The organism is Pseudomonas resinovorans NBRC 106553, from assembly GCF_000412695.1.
Classification (GTDB): domain Bacteria; phylum Pseudomonadota; class Gammaproteobacteria; order Pseudomonadales; family Pseudomonadaceae; genus Metapseudomonas; species Metapseudomonas resinovorans_A.
This window is the reverse complement of the sequence record NC_021499.1, coordinates 2,799,409-2,816,037: the sequence shown is the minus strand read 5'-3', so window position 1 is coordinate 2,816,037 and position 16,629 is coordinate 2,799,409. Positions and strand designations below refer to the sequence as shown.

At 63.4% G+C, this 16,629-nt stretch carries 16 protein-coding genes and 2 pseudogenes; 12 read left to right on the top strand and 6 right to left on the bottom strand.

Annotated elements, in window-relative coordinates; genetic code table 11:
• Nucleotide 1 precedes the first annotated feature (1 nt).
• From PCA10_RS12700 to PCA10_RS12685, 4 genes are all read right to left on the bottom strand, one after another.
• A complete protein-coding gene (locus PCA10_RS12700; protein ID WP_016492491.1) occupies nt 2-1,090 on the bottom strand; it encodes a WD40/YVTN/BNR-like repeat-containing protein in 1,089 nt (362 codons plus the stop codon).
• Nucleotides 1,091-1,147: 57 nt separating this feature from the next.
• Nucleotides 1,148-2,512 (bottom strand): DUF1329 domain-containing protein, encoded by a 1,365-nt coding sequence (locus PCA10_RS12695; protein WP_016492490.1) that lies wholly within the window; start codon nt 2,510-2,512, stop codon nt 1,148-1,150.
• 11 nt (nt 2,513-2,523) lie between these two features.
• Nucleotides 2,524-4,203, bottom strand: coding sequence for a DUF1302 domain-containing protein (locus PCA10_RS12690; RefSeq protein WP_016492489.1), 1,680 nt, complete (start codon nt 4,201-4,203; stop codon nt 2,524-2,526).
• 365 nt (nt 4,204-4,568) lie between these two features.
• Nucleotides 4,569-5,039 carry a MarR family winged helix-turn-helix transcriptional regulator gene (locus tag PCA10_RS12685; RefSeq protein ID WP_016492488.1) on the bottom strand — a complete coding sequence of 157 codons (471 nt, stop codon included), beginning with the start codon at nt 5,037-5,039 and terminating at the stop codon, nt 4,569-4,571.
• Nucleotides 5,040-5,335: 296 nt separating this feature from the next.
• Here PCA10_RS12685 and PCA10_RS12680 point away from each other — a divergent pair, with 296 nt between their 5' ends.
• The 8 genes and pseudogenes from PCA10_RS12680 (at nt 5,336) to PCA10_RS12650 (ending at nt 12,040) form a co-directional block, all read left to right on the top strand.
• Entirely contained in the window at nt 5,336-6,289 is a 954-nt protein-coding gene (locus PCA10_RS12680; RefSeq protein WP_016492487.1) for a PDR/VanB family oxidoreductase, read from the top strand.
• Between the two features lie 41 nt (nt 6,290-6,330).
• Nucleotides 6,331-7,404, top strand: a complete 1,074-nt coding sequence (locus PCA10_RS12675) for an aromatic ring-hydroxylating dioxygenase subunit alpha (protein ID WP_016492486.1) — start codon at nt 6,331-6,333, stop codon at nt 7,402-7,404.
• A gap of 86 nt (nt 7,405-7,490) precedes the next feature.
• Nucleotides 7,491-8,279 (top strand): alcohol dehydrogenase catalytic domain-containing protein, encoded by a 789-nt coding sequence (locus tag PCA10_RS12670; protein WP_016492485.1) that lies wholly within the window; start codon nt 7,491-7,493, stop codon nt 8,277-8,279.
• 400 nt (nt 8,280-8,679) lie between these two features.
• Nucleotides 8,680-10,047: a metal-dependent hydrolase family protein gene (locus PCA10_RS12665; protein ID WP_016492484.1), complete on the top strand. Its 1,368-nt coding sequence runs from the start codon at nt 8,680-8,682 to the stop codon at nt 10,045-10,047.
• Nucleotides 10,048-10,057: 10 nt separating this feature from the next.
• Nucleotides 10,058-10,495, top strand: coding sequence for a GlcG/HbpS family heme-binding protein (locus PCA10_RS12660; protein ID WP_016492483.1), 438 nt, complete (start codon nt 10,058-10,060; stop codon nt 10,493-10,495).
• Nucleotides 10,496-10,528: 33 nt separating this feature from the next.
• A complete protein-coding gene (locus PCA10_RS12655; protein ID WP_016492482.1) occupies nt 10,529-10,912 on the top strand; it encodes a nuclear transport factor 2 family protein in 384 nt (127 codons plus the stop codon).
• A gap of 53 nt (nt 10,913-10,965) precedes the next feature.
• Nucleotides 10,966-11,227 (top strand): annotated as a pseudogene (locus tag PCA10_RS31300) (Rieske 2Fe-2S domain-containing protein); the annotation flags it as partial.
• A 117-nt stretch (nt 11,228-11,344) separates the two neighbouring features.
• Entirely contained in the window at nt 11,345-12,040 is a 696-nt protein-coding gene (locus PCA10_RS12650; RefSeq protein ID WP_394296627.1) for an aromatic ring-hydroxylating dioxygenase subunit alpha, read from the top strand.
• Between the two features lie 414 nt (nt 12,041-12,454).
• Here the strand turns inward: PCA10_RS12650 and PCA10_RS30630 are convergent, their stop codons facing one another.
• Nucleotides 12,455-12,610 (bottom strand): hypothetical protein, encoded by a 156-nt coding sequence (locus tag PCA10_RS30630; protein WP_158491043.1) that lies wholly within the window; start codon nt 12,608-12,610, stop codon nt 12,455-12,457.
• 350 nt (nt 12,611-12,960) lie between these two features.
• On the opposite strand from PCA10_RS30630, the gene PCA10_RS30625 reads away from it, so the two are divergent.
• Nucleotides 12,961-13,107 (top strand): hypothetical protein, encoded by a 147-nt coding sequence (locus PCA10_RS30625; RefSeq protein WP_158491042.1) that lies wholly within the window; start codon nt 12,961-12,963, stop codon nt 13,105-13,107.
• A gap of 50 nt (nt 13,108-13,157) precedes the next feature.
• Here the strand turns inward: PCA10_RS30625 and PCA10_RS12640 are convergent, their stop codons facing one another.
• Nucleotides 13,158-15,041, bottom strand: a complete 1,884-nt coding sequence (locus tag PCA10_RS12640; RefSeq protein ID WP_041770240.1) for an acyltransferase family protein — start codon at nt 15,039-15,041, stop codon at nt 13,158-13,160.
• A 129-nt stretch (nt 15,042-15,170) separates the two neighbouring features.
• On the opposite strand from PCA10_RS12640, the gene PCA10_RS12635 reads away from it, so the two are divergent.
• The 3 genes and pseudogenes from PCA10_RS12635 to PCA10_RS12625 all read left to right on the top strand — a co-directional run bounded on the left by PCA10_RS12635 (nt 15,171) and on the right by PCA10_RS12625 (nt 16,478).
• The gene (locus PCA10_RS12635) at nt 15,171-15,659 is read left to right on the top strand and encodes a glycoside hydrolase family 24 protein (RefSeq protein WP_016492476.1); all 489 of its coding nucleotides are present in this window, start codon (nt 15,171-15,173) and stop codon (nt 15,657-15,659) included.
• Complete coding sequence (locus tag PCA10_RS12630; protein WP_016492475.1) at nt 15,656-15,967, top strand: ubiquitination-like system serine protease family protein; 312 nt, start codon at nt 15,656-15,658, stop codon at nt 15,965-15,967. The genes PCA10_RS12635 and PCA10_RS12630 overlap by 4 nt, the downstream gene beginning before the upstream one ends.
• A pseudogene (locus PCA10_RS12625) lies at nt 15,967-16,478 on the top strand (DUF2514 family protein). The gene PCA10_RS12630 and the pseudogene PCA10_RS12625 overlap by 1 nt, the downstream one beginning before the upstream one ends.
• Nucleotides 16,479-16,629 lie beyond the last annotated feature (151 nt).

The window sequence follows — 16,629 nt, the reverse complement described above, 5'->3', positions numbered from 1 at the left end:
CTCACTCCGAAGCGGAAACGGCGGACTGCGGCAGGCGCGACAGGCCGGTGAAACCAGCAAGGACCAGGCTGCCGTCGGCGGCCTGGACGACGCCCGAAACCGGCTTGCCCAGGGGCCTGGCCGCCGGGGCGAAGTGGCCTGAGGTGCTGGCGAACAGGCCGCCGGACTGGTTGGCCAGGAGCACGCGACCGTCATCCAGGCGGATGGCGTCGCTGAAGGACACTGGTGCCATCATCGGCAAGGCTTCTGCGCTGTCGGCGCCCTCGGCGAGGAGGAAGGCATGGCCCTTGAGGCCAGCGATCAGCAGCGCGCCATCGGCGCGGCTGGCGAGGGTGAACAGGGTGCCGGCGTAGGGGCTTTCCAGCTGCTGGAACTGCTGACCATCCGGCGAGCGCGCCAGGTAGCCCTGCTCGCCGGCAAGGAACCAGGCCGCACCCTGACGGGCCACGGCGTAGAGGTGCAGTCCCATCGGGTTATCGATGCGCCCCACCACGGATTGCCAGGTGACGCCGCCATCGTAGGTAGCGAAGGCCAGGCCGTAGGCGCCCACCACCAGGCCGTGGCGGGCATCGCTGAAGGCCAGGGCCAGGAAGGGTTTGTCCGGTCCTTCCTGTACCAGACGCTCGGCGGTCTGCACCCGCACCTCGGCGGCTTCGGCGTCCGCCGCAACCGGCAGTTCGCGGCGTGCGGCATCCAGTTCCAGCTGCGCGGCGCGGTGGCCGTCGAGCTGCAAGGCCCAGTTTTCGCCGCCGTCGGTGGTCGCCAGGACCACGCCGGCATGGCCGACCGCCCAGCCATGGCTGGCGTCGACGAACTGCACGGCGGTCAGCCCCACCGACACCGGCACCCGGGACTGGCGCCATTGCTGGCCGTTGTCGTCGGACAGCAGGATCAGGCCACGCTCGCCCACCGCCACCAGGCGATCGCCGGCGCGGGCGAGGTCGGTGAAGACCGCGCGTTCGGCATTCGGCACCTGCATCGCGGGGCTTTCCAGGACATCGCCGACGGCCTTGGCATCCGCCAGACAGGGCGCTGCGATCGGCAGGGCGAGGGCTAGCAGCAGGCCGCTCACCTGACGCAATCTGTTCATGTTCTACCTCGAATTTCAGCCAAACCAGGGGAAGACTGGCGCCCTCCCCTCACCTCATCAACGCACGCCGCGTCCGGCCATCGCCGCCGGGGAGAACTCCGCCGGCTTGTAGCGATCGACCACGCCGTACTGCTGGTCCTTGCCGGCGTAGAGGTTCTGGATGAACCAGGCACCGGAGACCAGGTCGTAGAAGCCCGAGGACAGCTGGGCCACGGCGGGCAGGTCGGGCATCACGGCGGGCAGCGACCAGAGGGTCTTGGCCAGTTGGCCATTGGCGTCCCAGCGGTCGCCGAGCAGCGCTTGCCAGGTGTCCTCGTCGAGGTAGTAGCGGCCCTTGGGCAACTGGTGACGCTTGCCAGGGGCGAGATCGGCTTCCACCACCCACACGCGGTGCAGTTCCCAGCGCACGTAGTCGGGGTTCAAGTGGTGCTTGTCGAACAGGTCCTCGGGCTTGGCGGCGGTCTGCGCCTTGTTGGTGTTGTAGGGGATGTACATCTCCTGCTTGCCCACCAGCTTCCAGTCGAAGCGGTCCATGCGGCCCTGGAACACGCTCAGCTCGTCGAAGGACATCACTCCGGCGGTGGCCGGCGTCGGTGTGTCGCAGCAGGCGTTAGGCAGCTTGCGCACGCGGCGCTGGCCGGTCAGGTAGACGTGGGCCTGGGACTTGTCGCCGTTGAGGTTGGTGCGCCCCATGATCTGTTCGCCGGCGCGCAGCGGCGGTCCGACGTTGAGCAGGCGGAACAGCCAGTAGTCGCCCTCGAAAGTGGCGGCGCTGCCGTCCTGGTAGTAGTAGGGCATCTCCTGCACGGCCTTGCCGTCGGTGGTCAGCACCTGTGCGCCGTCGGCGGTCATCAGGTAGTGGCGGAAATCCATCGCCACCGAAGTACCGCGCCAGTTCAGCAAGTGGTTCCACATGGCCTCGGCGCCGTTCTTCGGCACCGGGAACGGGATGCCGCCAAAGGCTCCTTCCGGTACCGGGCCGGCGCTGCTGTCCACCAGCTTCGCGTTCTGCGCGTTCTTCAGGGTGTTGTCGTAGACCCATTGCGGCGCCGCGGCACTGCGGCGGGTCGGGTAGACGTCGATGCGGTAGGTCTCGGGGTAACGCTTGAACATGGCCTTGACACCATCGCTGAGCTTGTCGGCGTACTGGTCCAGGTTCTTCGCGGTGATGGTGAACAGCGGCTTGTCGGCGGCGAAGGGATCGCCGCGCTTGCCGCCTTCCTTGAACGACGGGTCCACCTTGGTGTAGCCGCCATCCCAGGCCGGGATGCTGCCGTCGGCGTTGCCGGCGCGCTCGGCGCCCAGCGGGGTCAGGCTCTTGCCGAGGTCGTCGACGGAAGCCGCCAGGGCCGGTTGCAGGCTCAGCGCGGCGGCGCCGACCAGGGCCAGGCAGAAGGTCTTGAGAGTGAACGGGATAGTCATGCGCAAGTCCCTCAGAAGGTGGTTTTCACGGAGAAGGCCAGGTAGTCCCGGTCCTTCAGCGACTGCTTGAAGGTGAAGTGCGATACGGAGTCGAGGTTGGTGTCTTCCGAGCCGTAGAAGTGCGTGTAGGTCAGGCCCAGGGTGACCCGGTCGAGATAGGTGGCGCTGACGCCGATGTTGAAGTCGCCGCCGTTGTCCGGTCCGAAGCTGCTGACCACCGCCGACTTGCCCATGGGGAAGTAGCTGATGCCCACCGGCACGCTGAGGTCGACGCCGGGGAACACCTGGCGATAGGTCGGGCTGTAGACCAGCTTGATGCCGACGCCGTCGTCGGTAGCGCCAGGGTCCAGCGCCGCCTGGTTCTTGGTGACGTTGAGCAGGCGGTTCCAGGCGATCTCGCCCACCAGACTGGCCTCGTTGGAAATGAACGACGGGCCGAGCGAGGCGAGCACGTTCAGGTTGACGTGGGCGGTGCGGCCCACCGCGTAGAGCGGGTTGTTGTCGTTGTCGGCGGCTACGCCGGGCAGCACGGTCTGGCCGTTGGAAACCAGCGGCATGTTCCAGCGCATGGAGGCTTCACCGGCGAAGCTGAACTCCTCCACCGTGGTGGCGAAGCTCGCACCCAGTGCACGGATGTCCTCCGGGTAGACCCAGTAGAACTGGCCTACCTCGCCGGTGGCGAAGTTCGGCCCGGTGGCGCTGGGCTTGAGGTACAGCTTGGGCGTCTTGTCGTGGTACTGGATGGCGTAGAGGCCGTATTCGACGGTTTCCGCGCTGTAGCGCAGCTGCAGGCCACCCTGCCCCGAGCTCTTGGCTTCCTTGTCGTTGCCATGGAAGAAGGCCGCCGGGCTACTCGGGTTGCCCCCCAGGAAGTCCGGGAAAGGCGCGCCGACGATCAGGCGTTCGGCCCCTTCGCCCAGCACATCGCTGACCGAGAAGTAGCTGCCGGCAGCGGGCAGGCGGGTCTCCTCCCACTCGAACTGGTAGAAGGCGCCGAGGGAGACGTCGTCGGTCAGTTGGTAGGTGGTGGACAGTTGGTTGACCGGACGGGTGATCTCCTTGAACTGGGTGTTCGGCACGGAGATGGCCTTGACCACATCCACCGGGGCCATGCCGCCAGCGATGCCGTTGGCGCCGAAGAACAGGCTCTCGCCCCAGATCAGGCCGTGGCGGCCCAGGCGTACCGAAGTGGCCCTGTCGGCCAGGGAGCCGTTCCAGTAGACGAAGGCGTCGAGAATCTCGCCGTCGCCGCCATGCAGGTGCCGGGTATCGTCGGTGAACTCGTTGTAGGCCACCGAGCGTGCGTTGGCGCGGGTCGGGTCGTCGTTGTCGTTGTCCTTCTGGTATTCGGTGTCGTACCAGGCGGCGCCGCTGACGCGGGCACCGAAATCGCGGTAGCCGATGTCCAGTTCGGAGAGGATGTCGAGACGGTTGGAGATCAGCCCCTTGTCGAAGGCGCGGTCGCCGTCGTCCTGGTTCAGGGCGACCTGCCCTTCGCTGAGCTTGCTGCTCTGGTCCTTCAGGCGCCAGGCGGAGCTGTACTTGAGCGTGTTGTCCCAGCGCAGACTCAGGTCCGGATTGCCGGTCTGGATCTCGAAGGCGTGGATGGAGGGGGCACCGCATACCAAAACCGCGGCGAGCGTCAGGGTGAACGGCGCACACCGCGATGCGGCGCTATAGCGTATAGCCATCGAACGAACCCTCTTATTGTTCTTGTTGGCGAACTTCTTGTGAGCCACCACCGGCCGGATCAAGGCAATCCGGACCGGTGCGGTCGAAATGCCGGAGTGGCATCGCTCGGCGGGATTGACCGGGCGACGGGCAAAGGTTGACGTGGCTCGTGGTCTCTGACTAATCGCTTGTCGGGATGCGACCTATCGTCAATCGCGATACCTGAGGGACGCAGAAGAGACACGCCTCGAGGCCCGGCGAGAGGTGTGAACCTTCACCAGGTACTCGGGCGCGTTGGGGACGGAAAACGGGAGGGAAACGGGGTATCGCGCGGCGATACCCTCACGCGTGGCTGTCGCCTGGCGGCGGGCGAAACCGAGCGCGGTCAGTCGTTGGCGGGGTCGTAGTCGTTCACATTGTTGACCTGGGAATGCAGGCGTCCCAGGAGCTCGATCAGCGTGTCCACTTCCTCGGCCGACAAGCCACTCAGCAACCGACGCTCGCGTTCGAGCGCGACCTTCAGCACTCGGCCATGCAGCTCATACCCACTGGCGGTAAGGCTCACGGTATTGCGTCGGGCGTCCTGCGGGTCCACCTGGCTGCTGACATGTCCGGCGGCTTCCAGTGTCTGCAGCGAGCGGCTGACCGCGCTCTTGTCCAGGCCGATCACCTGGCAGATGCGGTTGGCCGTGATGCCGTTCTCGACGGCCAGCATGGACAGCATCCGCCACTCCACCACGCCGATTCCGAAGTGCTTGCGATAGCACTGCGAGGCCCCTGTGGCGAGCTTGTTGGCGAGGAAGGTGAGCAGCGCGGGAACGTAGCGGGCGAGGTTCAGTTGCGAATCGGTGTGCATGGACAAAGCGCCTTACTGACGAGGTGCGAGATAAAATTGGTTGACACCGCAACCAATTACTCCGAGGATGGCCTCCATCGAAGCGGCGCGGGCATTCGCCCGCATGATATGCCGCCGCGCAACCACACAAAAATAATTATCAGGTCCTTGCCATGAACCACCTCGATTACGCCTACCCCTCCCTGCACTCCCGCCGCAGCGCCCTCCCCAACCCGGCCTCGGGCTGAGCCGGCACCCACACCGGGCTCTCACATTCCATTTTTTGCAATCACCACTTCAGTGTGGAGGGACGAGTCATGCTCCAGGTTCGTGTAACCCGAAAAACCCGAGAAGCCGAAGGCATCTGCTGCTTCGAGCTTTGCGCCGCCGATGGCGGTGAACTGCCGCCGTTCGAAGCCGGCGCCCATATCGATGTCCACATCGCTGCCGGGCTCACCCGCCAGTACTCCCTATGCAATCACCCGGAGGAGCGCCATCGTTACCTGATCGGCGTTCTCGACGACCCCGCCTCGCGCGGCGGCTCCCGGGCGATGCACGAGCAGGTGGTGCAAGGACAAACGCTCGAAATCAGCGAGCCCCGCAACCTGTTCGCCCTTGACCACCAGGGTACCCGGCACCTGCTGTTCGCCGGTGGCATCGGCATCACGCCGATCCTGGCGATGGCCTGTGAGCTGTCCCACCGGGGAGCGGACTTCGAGCTGCATTATTGCTATCGCTCGCAGGAGCGCGCGGCATTCATCGATCTGCTGCGGAACTCACCCTTTGCCGGGCGCGTGCACCTGCACGACGACAGCGGCGCTCAGGCGCAGAAGCTGGATGCCGCCACGCTGCTGGCCAATCCCGATGCCGGCAGCCACCTCTACGTCTGCGGCCCGGGCGGGTTCATGGGCTACATCCTGGGCGCCGCGGAAGACGCTGGTTGGCCGGAGGCCCAGGTGCACCGCGAGTTCTTCGCGGCGACGCCTACCGAGCATGGCGCGGATGCCCCCTTCGAGGTCGAGCTGGCCAGCAGTGGCAAGGTCTTCCATATCCCCTCTGACCGCAGCGTGTTCGAGGTACTGGACGAGGCCGGGATCGAGATCGAGACCTCCTGCGAACAGGGCATCTGCGGCTCCTGCATCACCCGCGTCCTGCAAGGCATCCCGGATCACCGCGACCAGTTCATGACGGCGGCCGAGCACGCGTGCAACGACCAGTTCACGCCGTGCTGTTCACGGGCCCGATCGCCACGCCTGGTCCTGGACCTCTGACCCCACTCCCACAACAACCACCGTGAGCCATGGAGACCACCATGAGTGCATCCGCTGCTGAATCCCTCGCCCATGACGCTGCCCCGTCCGTGCCCCGCTTCCCCCTGGACCAGTGGTACGTGGCGGCCCTGGGCTGGGAACTGAAGGACCAACCGCTGGGCCGCACCCTGCTGAACAAGCCGGTGGTGCTGTTCCGCACCGCCGATGGCCAGGTGGCGGCACTGGAAGACCGCTGCTGCCACCGGGCACTGCCGTTGTCCAATGGCACCCTGGAAGAACGTGGCGTGCGCTGCGGCTACCACGGGCTGCTGTTCAGCGCCGACGGCAAATGCCTGGAAATCCCCGGCCAGGACAAGCTGCCCAGCAAGGCCAAGGTGCCCGCCTACCACGTTCGCGAGCAGGACCGGATCGTATGGATCTGGTTCGGCAGCGAGGCGCATCCGCAGCCCACCTGCGAACCGCCGGTGTACGACGTGCACAGCAGCGGCAAGTACCTGTTCGATGGTGACGTCTACCACTACGACGCGCCCTACCAGCTCATCCACGACAACCTGATGGACCTCAGCCACCTGGGCTACGTCCACCTGCACACCATCGGCGGCAATGCCAGCATCCACATGAATGCGCAGATGAAGGTGGAAGAGATTGGCGATGTGGTGCGCGTGGTGCGCCATATGCCGGACTCGGTGCCGCCACCCACCTACACCGCCGCCTACCCGTTCAAGGGCAATGTGGACCGGTGGCAGGAAATCGAATTCCACGTCAGCCACCTGCGCATCTGGACCGGCGCGGTGGATGCGAGTACCGATGCCGTGGACGACCCCGAGCGTGGCGGTTTCCACATGCGCGGCTTCCATGGTGTGACCCCGGAAACGGACACCACCAGCCACTACTTCTGGACCATGGCCACCAACCCCAAGAGCGACCCGGAAGCGGTCAAGGCCAAGGTCATCGAGCAGACCATCCTGACCTTCGACGAGGACAAGGTCGTGGTCGAGGCCCAGTACCGGAACATGTGCCGTTTCGAAGGCCGTCCCCTGCTCGATATCCACGTCGACGCCGGCGCCAACCGCGCTCGCCGGATCATCGAACAGCTTCGCAACTCCACCCGTTGAGTGCACGGCGGGTGCTCCCGGCTGGAGGGGCTCCCGCTGACTTTATGTCGCTTCGCGCAGATCCCCTGCGCATTCAAGGAGGTCTCATGACTGGTAATCGTGGTGTCGTTTATCTGGGTCCGGGCAAGGTCGAAGTGCAGAAGATCGACTACCCGAAGATGCAGGACCCCCGCGGCAAGAAGATCGAGCACGGGGTCATCCTGAAAGTCGTTTCCACCAACATCTGCGGTTCCGACCAGCACATGGTGCGCGGCCGTACCACTGCCCAGGTCGGCCTGGTGCTCGGCCACGAGATCACCGGCGAGGTGATCGAGAAAGGCAGCGACGTGGAAAACCTGAAGATCGGCGACCTGGTTAAGGCCGTCGGGTTCGAGATCGCCTACCTGTCGCTGGACACCCCGCTGCACGAGCAGATCGCCGCCCTGCTGGGCGAGCCGGAAGTGGATTGCGCGGTCGACGCGGTGGGCTTCGAGGCCCGTGGCCACGGCCATTCCGGCGCGCAACACGAAGCGCCGGCCACCGTGCTCAACTCGCTGATGCAGGTCACCCGCGTGGCCGGCAAGATCGGTATCCCCGGCCTCTACGTCACCGAAGACCCGGGCGCGGTGGACGCCGCCGCCAAGATCGGCGCCCTGAGCATCCGCTTCGGCCTCGGCTGGGCGAAATCCCACAGCTTCCACACCGGCCAGACCCCGGTGATGAAGTACAACCGCGCGCTCATGCAAGCGATCATGTGGGACCGCATCAACATCGCCGAAGTGGTGGGTGTGCAGGTCATCAGCCTGGACGACGCGCCCCGTGGCTACGGCGAGTTCGATGCCGGCGTGCCGAAGAAATTCGTCATCGACCCGCACAAGACCTTCAGCGCCGCCTGACCCTTCGCAGTACCCCGACGCCGTGTCGTGACAGCCGCGGCGTCTGTCCCTCAAGGGGCCCTTCGGGGCCCCTTTCTTTCGGGGGAAATCCAGGAAGCAGCGGATGTAGGAGCGATTTCAATCGCGAAGGGCCGCCTAGCGGCCCGTGGCCCCCAATCGCGAATGAATTCGCTCCTACAAGAATTATTCATCTTCCAGCTCCACGAACCGCTCCAGGTCGATGACCTCCACGTTGATCCGCCCGACGGGGGTGGAGAACGCCAGGGTGGCCGCCAGGCGGCGCAGGTCGGCGGCCCAGAGCTATCAAAATCCTGCATGCCCCGCGACCAATATCATTCACTTCCCGGCACAAGCGGTGCCGCATACGGTGGCGTCCTGACAACAAGAGGCGCAACCAGCCATGTCCCGCATCCATGTTCAATGCAAAACACTCTTCACCGGCCTGGAGGACGAGGCGCGCGCCGATCAGTCCCTGATCATCGAGAACGGCGTCTTCAGCTACGTGGGTCCTCGTGCTAGCGCACCGCAACCGCTGCCGGGCGAAGCCATCATCGAAACAGGCGACCACTTCGTGATGCCCGGATTGGTGGATGTCCACACCCACATCATCTTCGGCAACGCCAAGAGCGAAGAGGACGTCGACATCCACGTGTCCCCCGAGTTTCGCGCCCTGCGTGGCCTGTTCTTCACCCAGCATGTCCTCGCGGCCGGTTACACCTCGGTGGTCGTTCCGGGTGACGCCGGGCAGTGCAGCATCGCCGTCCGCAACGCGATCAACGCCGGCATGTTCACCGGCCCCCGCCTTGCCGCCAGCAGCAATGTGATCTCCAACCGTCAGAGTCTCAACGACTGGTTCCCGAGCTGGGTCGGCACCCCGGAGTACTTCACCGGCCGGCTCTGCGTGACGCGCGAGGACCAGATCGCGGAGATCCGCCGTCAGGCCAAGGACGGCGTGGATATCATGAAGATCGCCATGGATGGTCCCCACATGCGGCCCAATGGCGAACACATCGCCGCCTTCACCCAGGATGAAACCAGGGCGATGGTCGACGAGATCCACCGTCTCGGGAAAAAGGTGGCGGTCCACGCCTATGGCAAGGAGGCCGTGCTTTACGCCGCGAAAGCGGGGGTCGATGTGATCTTCCACGCCTTCTTCATGGATGACGCCTGCATCGAGGCGATCCTCGAGTCCGGTAGCCATGTGGCGCCGACCTTCACCATGCTGGCGAACAACGTCGAGTTCGCCGAGGACTATGAGCCGTCGACGCGCTGCGGATACGCCGCCATGCAGCAACGGGTCATAGACGCCGGCTGCAGGAATCTACGACGTGCCCGTGATGCCGGCGTGCCCTTCATGACCGGCAGCGACAGCGGGTTCGCGATAACGCCCTACGGTGAGTGGCACGCCCGCGAGATCGAGATCCTGGTCGATTGGCTGGGGTTCACCCCTGCCGAAGCGCTGCGCGCGGCAACGTCGGTGTCCGCACGCCTGATGCCCGCGAACCAGCAGGTCGGTGCGATCGAAGTCGGAAGACGCGCCGACTTCATCCGCGTCGACGGGTCCCCGCTCGAGAACGTCGCCTACCTGCAGGAGCGCGAACGCATCAAGGGGGTGTATCTCGGCGGCAAGCGCATGGAGCCACAGGTGCCGGGCTACGACCCTTACAAGGTGACGGACTTCAACACGGTGAAATGGGCGGAGCTGCACACCCGGCAGCGAGCCGTCGAGATGGGCAAGCGCCCTGCCTCCGCCCATGACGCGCGCTGAGGATTCGACCATGCACAAACTGACACTCGAAACGGCGGAAACCATGGTGGATGTCGCGCTGGCGGAGGGGGACCGACTTGGTCTGCAACCGCTCTGCGTTGCGGTTTTGGATACCGGCGGACACCTGCTGGTTCTCAAGCGCAATGAGCACGCAAGCCTGCTTCGGCCGCAGATCGCCACCGGCAAGGCGGCCTCGGTGCTGGGCATGGGTTTTGGCGGACGGGAACTGGCTCGTCGCGCCGACTTGATGCCCGCCTTCTTCAACGCCCTGAGCGACCTCACGGGTGGGCACATGCTGCCCGTTCCCGGTGGCGTGCTGATCAGGAACTCCCACGGCGAAATCCTCGGCGCACTGGGCATCAGCGGTGACACCTCGGACAACGACGAGCTCTGCGCCATCGCTGGCGTGACAGCTACCGGCCTGACCTGTGATACCGGCGCCTCCTGAGGCCTTTACCCAATGATTCTGCAAGGAGAAAGAATGGACACGCAAAAGCTGGTCAATGAAGTTCTGGCCGCGGAAGAGGCTCGCCGGCGCGCCTTGATCGATGACAACGCCGCGAAGGTCGCCGAGGTTTTCGCGCAAGACCTCGTTTATGTGCACACCTCCGGGCTGATCCACGACCGTGACCAGTACCTGGCCTATGCGCGCGACGTGGTGCGCTACCTGAACGTCGAGCGCGAAGGCCTGGCTGTAAGGGTCTACGGCGACACCGCGGTGATGACCGGGTATCAGGTCAACACTCTGCAGAAGCGCGGCGAAGATGCCGTCGTGCGTGGCGAGGGGTTCGTGACCCAGGTCTGGGTCAAGGGAGCGAAGGGTTGGCAGATCAGCTCCTTCCACGGCAGCCGCCTCCAGGGCTAGGCGGCGCGACCCCGCTGCGAACCGAACGCACAAGAACAAGAAGAGGAACCGAGATGAGTGACAGGCCTGTAAAGATTCCCCTCGAACAAGACATCGTTGCGCCCAACTACCCCCGCAACTGCTGGTGGGTCGCCACCACGTCGGACAAGGTCGGCCGCGAACCCCTGGCGCTGACCATGCTGGAGATGCCGGTCGTGCTCTACCGGAAGGAAGATGGCAGCGTGGTTGCGCTGGACGACCGCTGCCCGCACCGCTGGTGCACCGCTTTCCTCCGGAAAGGTCGTGGGCGACAACATCCAGTGCGGCTACCACGGCTTCACCTTCGACTCGAAAGGCAGCTGCGTGCGGATTCCGTCCCAGGCACAGGTTCCGAGCCGTTGCCGGGTTCACGCCTACCCGGTGGTCGACCAGCCGCCCTTTGTCTGGGTGTGGATGGGGGATCCTGAAAAAATCGAGGCCGGGCCGCCAGTCGAGGCGCAGTGGCCCGCCGATCCGGGGTTCTCGTCCTGGCGTGGAGAGACCTTGGCCGAGGGTAACTACATGCTCCTGAAGGAGAACGTCCTGGACCTGACCCATTTCGGTTATGTGCATGCGACGACCTTCAAGATCACCGACTGGGTCAACCCGCCTACCGTCTCCGTCACCGACGAGCAGGTGACCTACCGCCAGGAGTTCATCGGCTGCAACCTGCCGCCGATGTTCGCCGAAGTCACGGGCTTCGGCATGCAGAAGAAGGTCAACCGATACAACTACGGCTCTTACGTTTCTCCAGCCATGAACATGGCGGCACTGGACATCGAAGACCCCGAGCCGGCCCCTGGCCAACGCGCCAACTACCAATTCAGGATCATGCACATCACCACACCGGAATCACCAACGCGATTCCGCTACCTGTGGTTCGGCGGCTTCGATATCCCCGACATGGATCCTGCAAAGCTGAAAATGTGCCAGGAGCTGACGGAACTGGGTTTCGCCGAGGACAAGGCAATCATCGAGGCTGTCCATAGCCGAATCATGCTGGACCCACGACATCTCGATTACCCCGAGATCATCGTGCAGACCGACCAGGCGGCGATCCAGGCCCGGCGCAAGCTCGCGGCTCAACTCGCCAAGGAACAGGGGTGCTGATGCTTCCCTTGCCTCGCTGGAAGCCTCGCCGTTTGCGGGTTCTGCGTTGTTCTTGGTCGGTTGCTGTTCTGGTTGTTCATCGGTTGCTGATGTTTTGGACGGACCATCACTGCGTGCGAGTGGCAGCTCGAAAACCATGGGCTCGATGGGTACCAGGACACCCAGCTTCACCAGGCGGTCAACGATCGACCTGACCTTCTGCCGGGATGGGGAGCCAGACTCATGACGACCGCGAATAGGCGCCACGTAGAGCACCTCCGATAGCATCTGCTCGCTGATCCGATGGGGTTGGCCGGCGATGCCGGTCCTGTAGTCCATGAACCGCCGGATCGCGCAATAGGACAGGAACAGGTCGCTTGGCTCCTCCACCAAGGCGCCCCACTCCGCGTCGTTGATCTGGAAGGACGGCACTCCTCACTCCTGCCCCACCAGCACGCGCTCAGCAGCGTCGACCAGCGTCTGGCCTTTCGCACACATCGCACGTATCAGGGTGATCATCTCCGGCAGGTGTTCGCGGTCCTGGCCGTCGATGCGCAAGTCGTCGAAGACGTTGCTGCAAATCTTGGCCACCGCCCCCATCCGCCCATCAGACCGCCGAAGGCAATCATCCGGGCCATGCCGTCGAGGCCTACCTGGTGGACGGCAAGCACGCCGTTGTGGTGTTGACCGGGAGCGGGGTGGTGAACTGGTCGAGCGTTGTGATCCGTTCGCCCAAGGGACTGTCAGCCACGCGGGGATATCTCGACAGCGGCAGCGCGGCCATCACCTGGTCCTCCGTGCCCCATGAGTTCCCGAGGCAGACCGGGGCGGTATAGGTCACCGGCAATGGGACCGTCCAAGCCAGCACTGCGGTTACCCTCAAGCACCCGTATCCCAGTGGCTTGACGCCTTCGTACCAGATCACCGGCCCGGTGCTATACGTGAGTCCGTCGCTGATTGGATACGGCGTAGGCGCCCCGACCAACGCCGGCTTCAATGCGCAGATTGCGGCAGCGGCCAGCAGCACGCTGATCACCAATGCCACCACCCAGGACCCTTGGTGGACGGCGTCGGCGAACACGCTGTGACGATGCGGTGATGTGAAAAGAAAAAAGCCCCTCGTTTGAGGGGTTCCTCTTCACAAGTTCAGCTTTTCGAATATTTTCGCCGAGCCGAGGTAACTGAGGTGCACTGGATCTCGGTATACGGGGGCGTTGTCGATGATGGTGTTGCAGATGTTGCCGGAACAGATCGCGTCTTGCAGGTAGACGATCTTGAAGTCGTATTTCTTCTGGAGATCGGTCAGTACTGCATTGAGCACCTTGGAACTGTTCGCATGGTAGGTCATGCTGAATGTGCAGTTCTCCTGGCCGCCAATGAAGAACCTGCCGCTAATCTTTTTCTCCATGCAATTCAATAGGCCGTTGTCGACTGGCGGTGGCGGGAAGACGACCGATATTTCCTTGTGGTGTTCTTTCAGTGCTTTCAGGATTAGGTCGAAGTCTCGGGTGAATTTTTCACGACTTGTCGGTTCGACGACGAACTCCTCGCCTCTTTCAGAAAGCATATTAAGTTTGCCGTTCGTGTAGCCTACATAATTGGCGGCAAGTATTACTTTCGTGATGTTTTTGTCTTTCTCGATATAGCTGAGGACGTCTTTGTTGAACTGGATGCATTGGCGCGATGTTTCATCCCCATTTGCGTAGGTCGGGATGTACGGAGAGGTACCAATGAATGGCGCACAAGCCGAGCGCGTCGCCTGCGTTAGGTCTAACCCTTCGGACTTCCTCAGGCCTTCCACGATGTGCATGGCGAACGAATCGCCCCATACCACAGTGTTTGGGTTATTGCTGGTCTTGCATACAGGCTTGGCGAACTGGGCGTAGCAAGATCCATGAAGACCGTAGTTGATGCGGCGCATGTAGGCGAAGCCAGATTCGCTATTGTCATGGAGCACCACCGCCGTTTGGACGCCTGCAATCAGGATGCCCACCGAGGCCAGCGAAACTGCCAGCTTGCGCGTAGAGGTCTTGCTGCCCCGGAAGGGCTCCTCCACCGTTCGGTACATCAGGTAGGCCAGCGTAATCGTCAGGGCGACGGTGAAAACGCGGACACTGGCAGGCACGGCCTCGATGTAGAGGTTGTTCATGAAAACGATGATCGGCCAGTGCACCAGGTACAGCGAGTAGGAAATGTTGCCGAGGAATACCAAGCCGGTCTTCGGCGCGAGCCGTTCGAAAAGGGCGCTGCGGCCAACCAGGATCGAGACGGTCGCCAGGCAGACAATCGCGGCATCAGCGCCGGGGTGGGCATGCCCGGTCCTTACGAACGGCAGGATCGCCAGGGCAGCAAACGCCGGCAACAGCAGCGCGCGAGCGCAACGGATGGCCGTGGGGTTCGTGGCCAGCAGCGCGCCTAGGGCGCCGATCAGCAGTTCCCATGCACGAGTGGGTAGCAGGTAAAAGGCGGTGGAGGTGTCCTTGGCTGCGATGTAGACGCAAGCGACCAGACTGATGGTTGCCAGTATTGCGAGCACATGGCGCCAAGCCTTTATTGGCGTGAAGGCCAGGATGGCTGGGAACAGGATATAGAACTGCTCCTCGATCGCCAGGGACCACATATGCAGGAGTGGCTTCGACGCCGCTGCTACGTCGAAATACCCGACTTGGTTCCACAACACGAAGTTGATCGAGAAAGTGAGGGCGCCGACAACCTGGCTGGTTACCGTTGCTGCTTCTACCGAGTTGAGGAAGTAGGCAGAACCTATGACTGTGAAAAGGACCGTTACATAGGCGACCGGAAGAAGGCGCTTTACACGGCGCAGATAGAATTCTTTGAAAGAAAATTTACCTGAAACGATCTGTTTACTGATAATCCCGGTGATCAAGAAGCCGGAAATAACGAAGAATATGTCTACCCCGAGGAAGCCATTCTTAAACCAAGTAGCACCGATATGTTCGAGTACCACTAGGGAAACTGCGATCCCTCGCAGAGCTTGTATGTCTGATCTGAATCCGCTCATTTCCTAACCATCGATAGCCCCAGCAAAAGCGAGATTCTATACGTTCGCGCATTCAGCCGGGAGCCAGTTCCATCGATTCCGCGTCAACCCCAGCCCGCCTTGAGCGGGCTTTTCTTTCTGGAGACTTCCATGGCTCGGCTTACTGCATCCCTAGCGGGCGGCACGAACGTGCTCGCCTTCCTGGACATGCTGGCCTGGTTGGAGGGCACTGATCATCCACGCCAGCCCACCAAGGATCAGTGCTACGACGTGATCCTCGGCGGCGCAAGCTTCACCGGCTACGCCGATCACCTCCGGCGTCTGGTCGACCTGCCGCGCCTGGGTATCAAGTCCACGGCCGCCGGCCGGTACCAGCTCCTGTCTCGGTACTGGGACTCCTACCGCAAGTCGTTGAAGCTCGAGGGCGGCTTCCCGCCGGAGAACCAGGACCGGGTGGCAATCCAGCAGATCCGCGAGCGCCGAGCCCTAGCTGACATCAAGGCCGGGCGCATCCCGCATGCGATCAACAAGTGCTGGAGCATCTGGGCCAGCCTGCCCGGGGCAGGGTATGGCCAGAACGAACATTCATTGGACGACCTGCTGGCGCACTACGTGGCGGTGGGCGGGAGGTTGGCATGAGCGGATTTACCAGGCTGTCCGCGGTGCTGGAGGATGCAGACGGCAAGCTGTTCTTCGGATGCCCTGGCTGCAACATGCTGCATGGTCTCAACGTCCTCAATGGACTCAAACCCGACTGGACCTGGAACGGTGATGCTGAGAAGCCGAAGTTCTCGCCCTCGGTTCTGGTGACTTACCGCTGGGGGCCGGAGCAGGCCGAGGTGCGCTGCCACTCCTTCGCCCGGGAGGGGCGCATCGAGTTCTTTAGCGACTGCACCCACGCCCTGGCCGGGAAAACGGTCGACCTACCCTCGGTGGAGGACTACTGATGGCCTGGCTTAATCCTATCCCGGCCTGGTGCTGGCTGCTGGCCGTGCTGCTGGTAGGCGGCGGACAGCAGATGAGGGTGTGGTGGGCCGAGACGGATGGAGCCCAAGCGAAAGCTGAGCTGGCCGACTACCGGCTGCAGGTCTCCGAGCGTGACCGGCGCGCCGACGCCAAGGCCAGGACCGAAGAGCAACGCCGCCAGCAGGCGGCCGATGAGGAAGACCGGAATGTTCGTGAAACGCTTGAACGCGCCGAGAGCCACGCTGCTACTGCTGAGTCTGCTGCTGGCGGCATGCGCGGTGAGATCGCCAGACTGCGCGCCGGCCGGGCAGCAACCTGCGGTGCCATCGCTGCCCAGCAGCGCCAGGCAGGAGAGTCTGCCATCGTGGTGCTCGGGGGACTGCTTGAAGAAGCTGGCCGAATGGCGGGAGACCCGCGGCAGCGCTTGAGCGAAGTCGAATAAGGGGGCTGGCCTGCGAGGCCGTCTCGGATCGGATAAGGGGAGGTGGATAGTTGCCCAGAACGGGCGAGGAGGGGGTAAAAATGGTTCCAGAACTGACCTGTGTACACCAGTATCCATGCGGCATACAGACGGACAGATGCGACAGATGCGACAGATGCGACAGATGCGACAGAGTAATGGGACGCGAGCGTTGCTCCAGCC

Bases quoted from the DNA above. Each gene is read 5' to 3' on its own strand.
- PCA10_RS12700 (WP_016492491.1), bottom strand. From the start codon at position 1,090: ATGAACAGATTGCGTCAGGTGAGCGGCCTGCTGCTAGCCCTCGCCCTG.
- PCA10_RS12695 (WP_016492490.1), bottom strand. From the start codon at position 2,512: ATGACTATCCCGTTCACTCTCAAGACCTTCTGCCTGGCCCTGGTCGGC.
- PCA10_RS12690 (WP_016492489.1), bottom strand. From the start codon at position 4,203: ATGGCTATACGCTATAGCGCCGCATCGCGGTGTGCGCCGTTCACCCTG.
- PCA10_RS12685 (WP_016492488.1), bottom strand. From the start codon at position 5,039: ATGCACACCGATTCGCAACTGAACCTCGCCCGCTACGTTCCCGCGCTG.
- PCA10_RS12680 (WP_016492487.1), top strand. From the start codon at position 5,336: ATGCTCCAGGTTCGTGTAACCCGAAAAACCCGAGAAGCCGAAGGCATC.
- PCA10_RS12675 (WP_016492486.1), top strand. From the start codon at position 6,331: ATGAGTGCATCCGCTGCTGAATCCCTCGCCCATGACGCTGCCCCGTCC.
- PCA10_RS12670 (WP_016492485.1), top strand. From the start codon at position 7,491: ATGACTGGTAATCGTGGTGTCGTTTATCTGGGTCCGGGCAAGGTCGAA.
- PCA10_RS12665 (WP_016492484.1), top strand. From the start codon at position 8,680: ATGTCCCGCATCCATGTTCAATGCAAAACACTCTTCACCGGCCTGGAG.
- PCA10_RS12660 (WP_016492483.1), top strand. From the start codon at position 10,058: ATGCACAAACTGACACTCGAAACGGCGGAAACCATGGTGGATGTCGCG.
- PCA10_RS12655 (WP_016492482.1), top strand. From the start codon at position 10,529: ATGGACACGCAAAAGCTGGTCAATGAAGTTCTGGCCGCGGAAGAGGCT.
- PCA10_RS12650 (WP_394296627.1), top strand. From the start codon at position 11,345: ATGGGGGATCCTGAAAAAATCGAGGCCGGGCCGCCAGTCGAGGCGCAG.
- PCA10_RS12640 (WP_041770240.1), bottom strand. From the start codon at position 15,041: ATGAGCGGATTCAGATCAGACATACAAGCTCTGCGAGGGATCGCAGTT.
- PCA10_RS12635 (WP_016492476.1), top strand. From the start codon at position 15,171: ATGGCTCGGCTTACTGCATCCCTAGCGGGCGGCACGAACGTGCTCGCC.
- PCA10_RS12630 (WP_016492475.1), top strand. From the start codon at position 15,656: ATGAGCGGATTTACCAGGCTGTCCGCGGTGCTGGAGGATGCAGACGGC.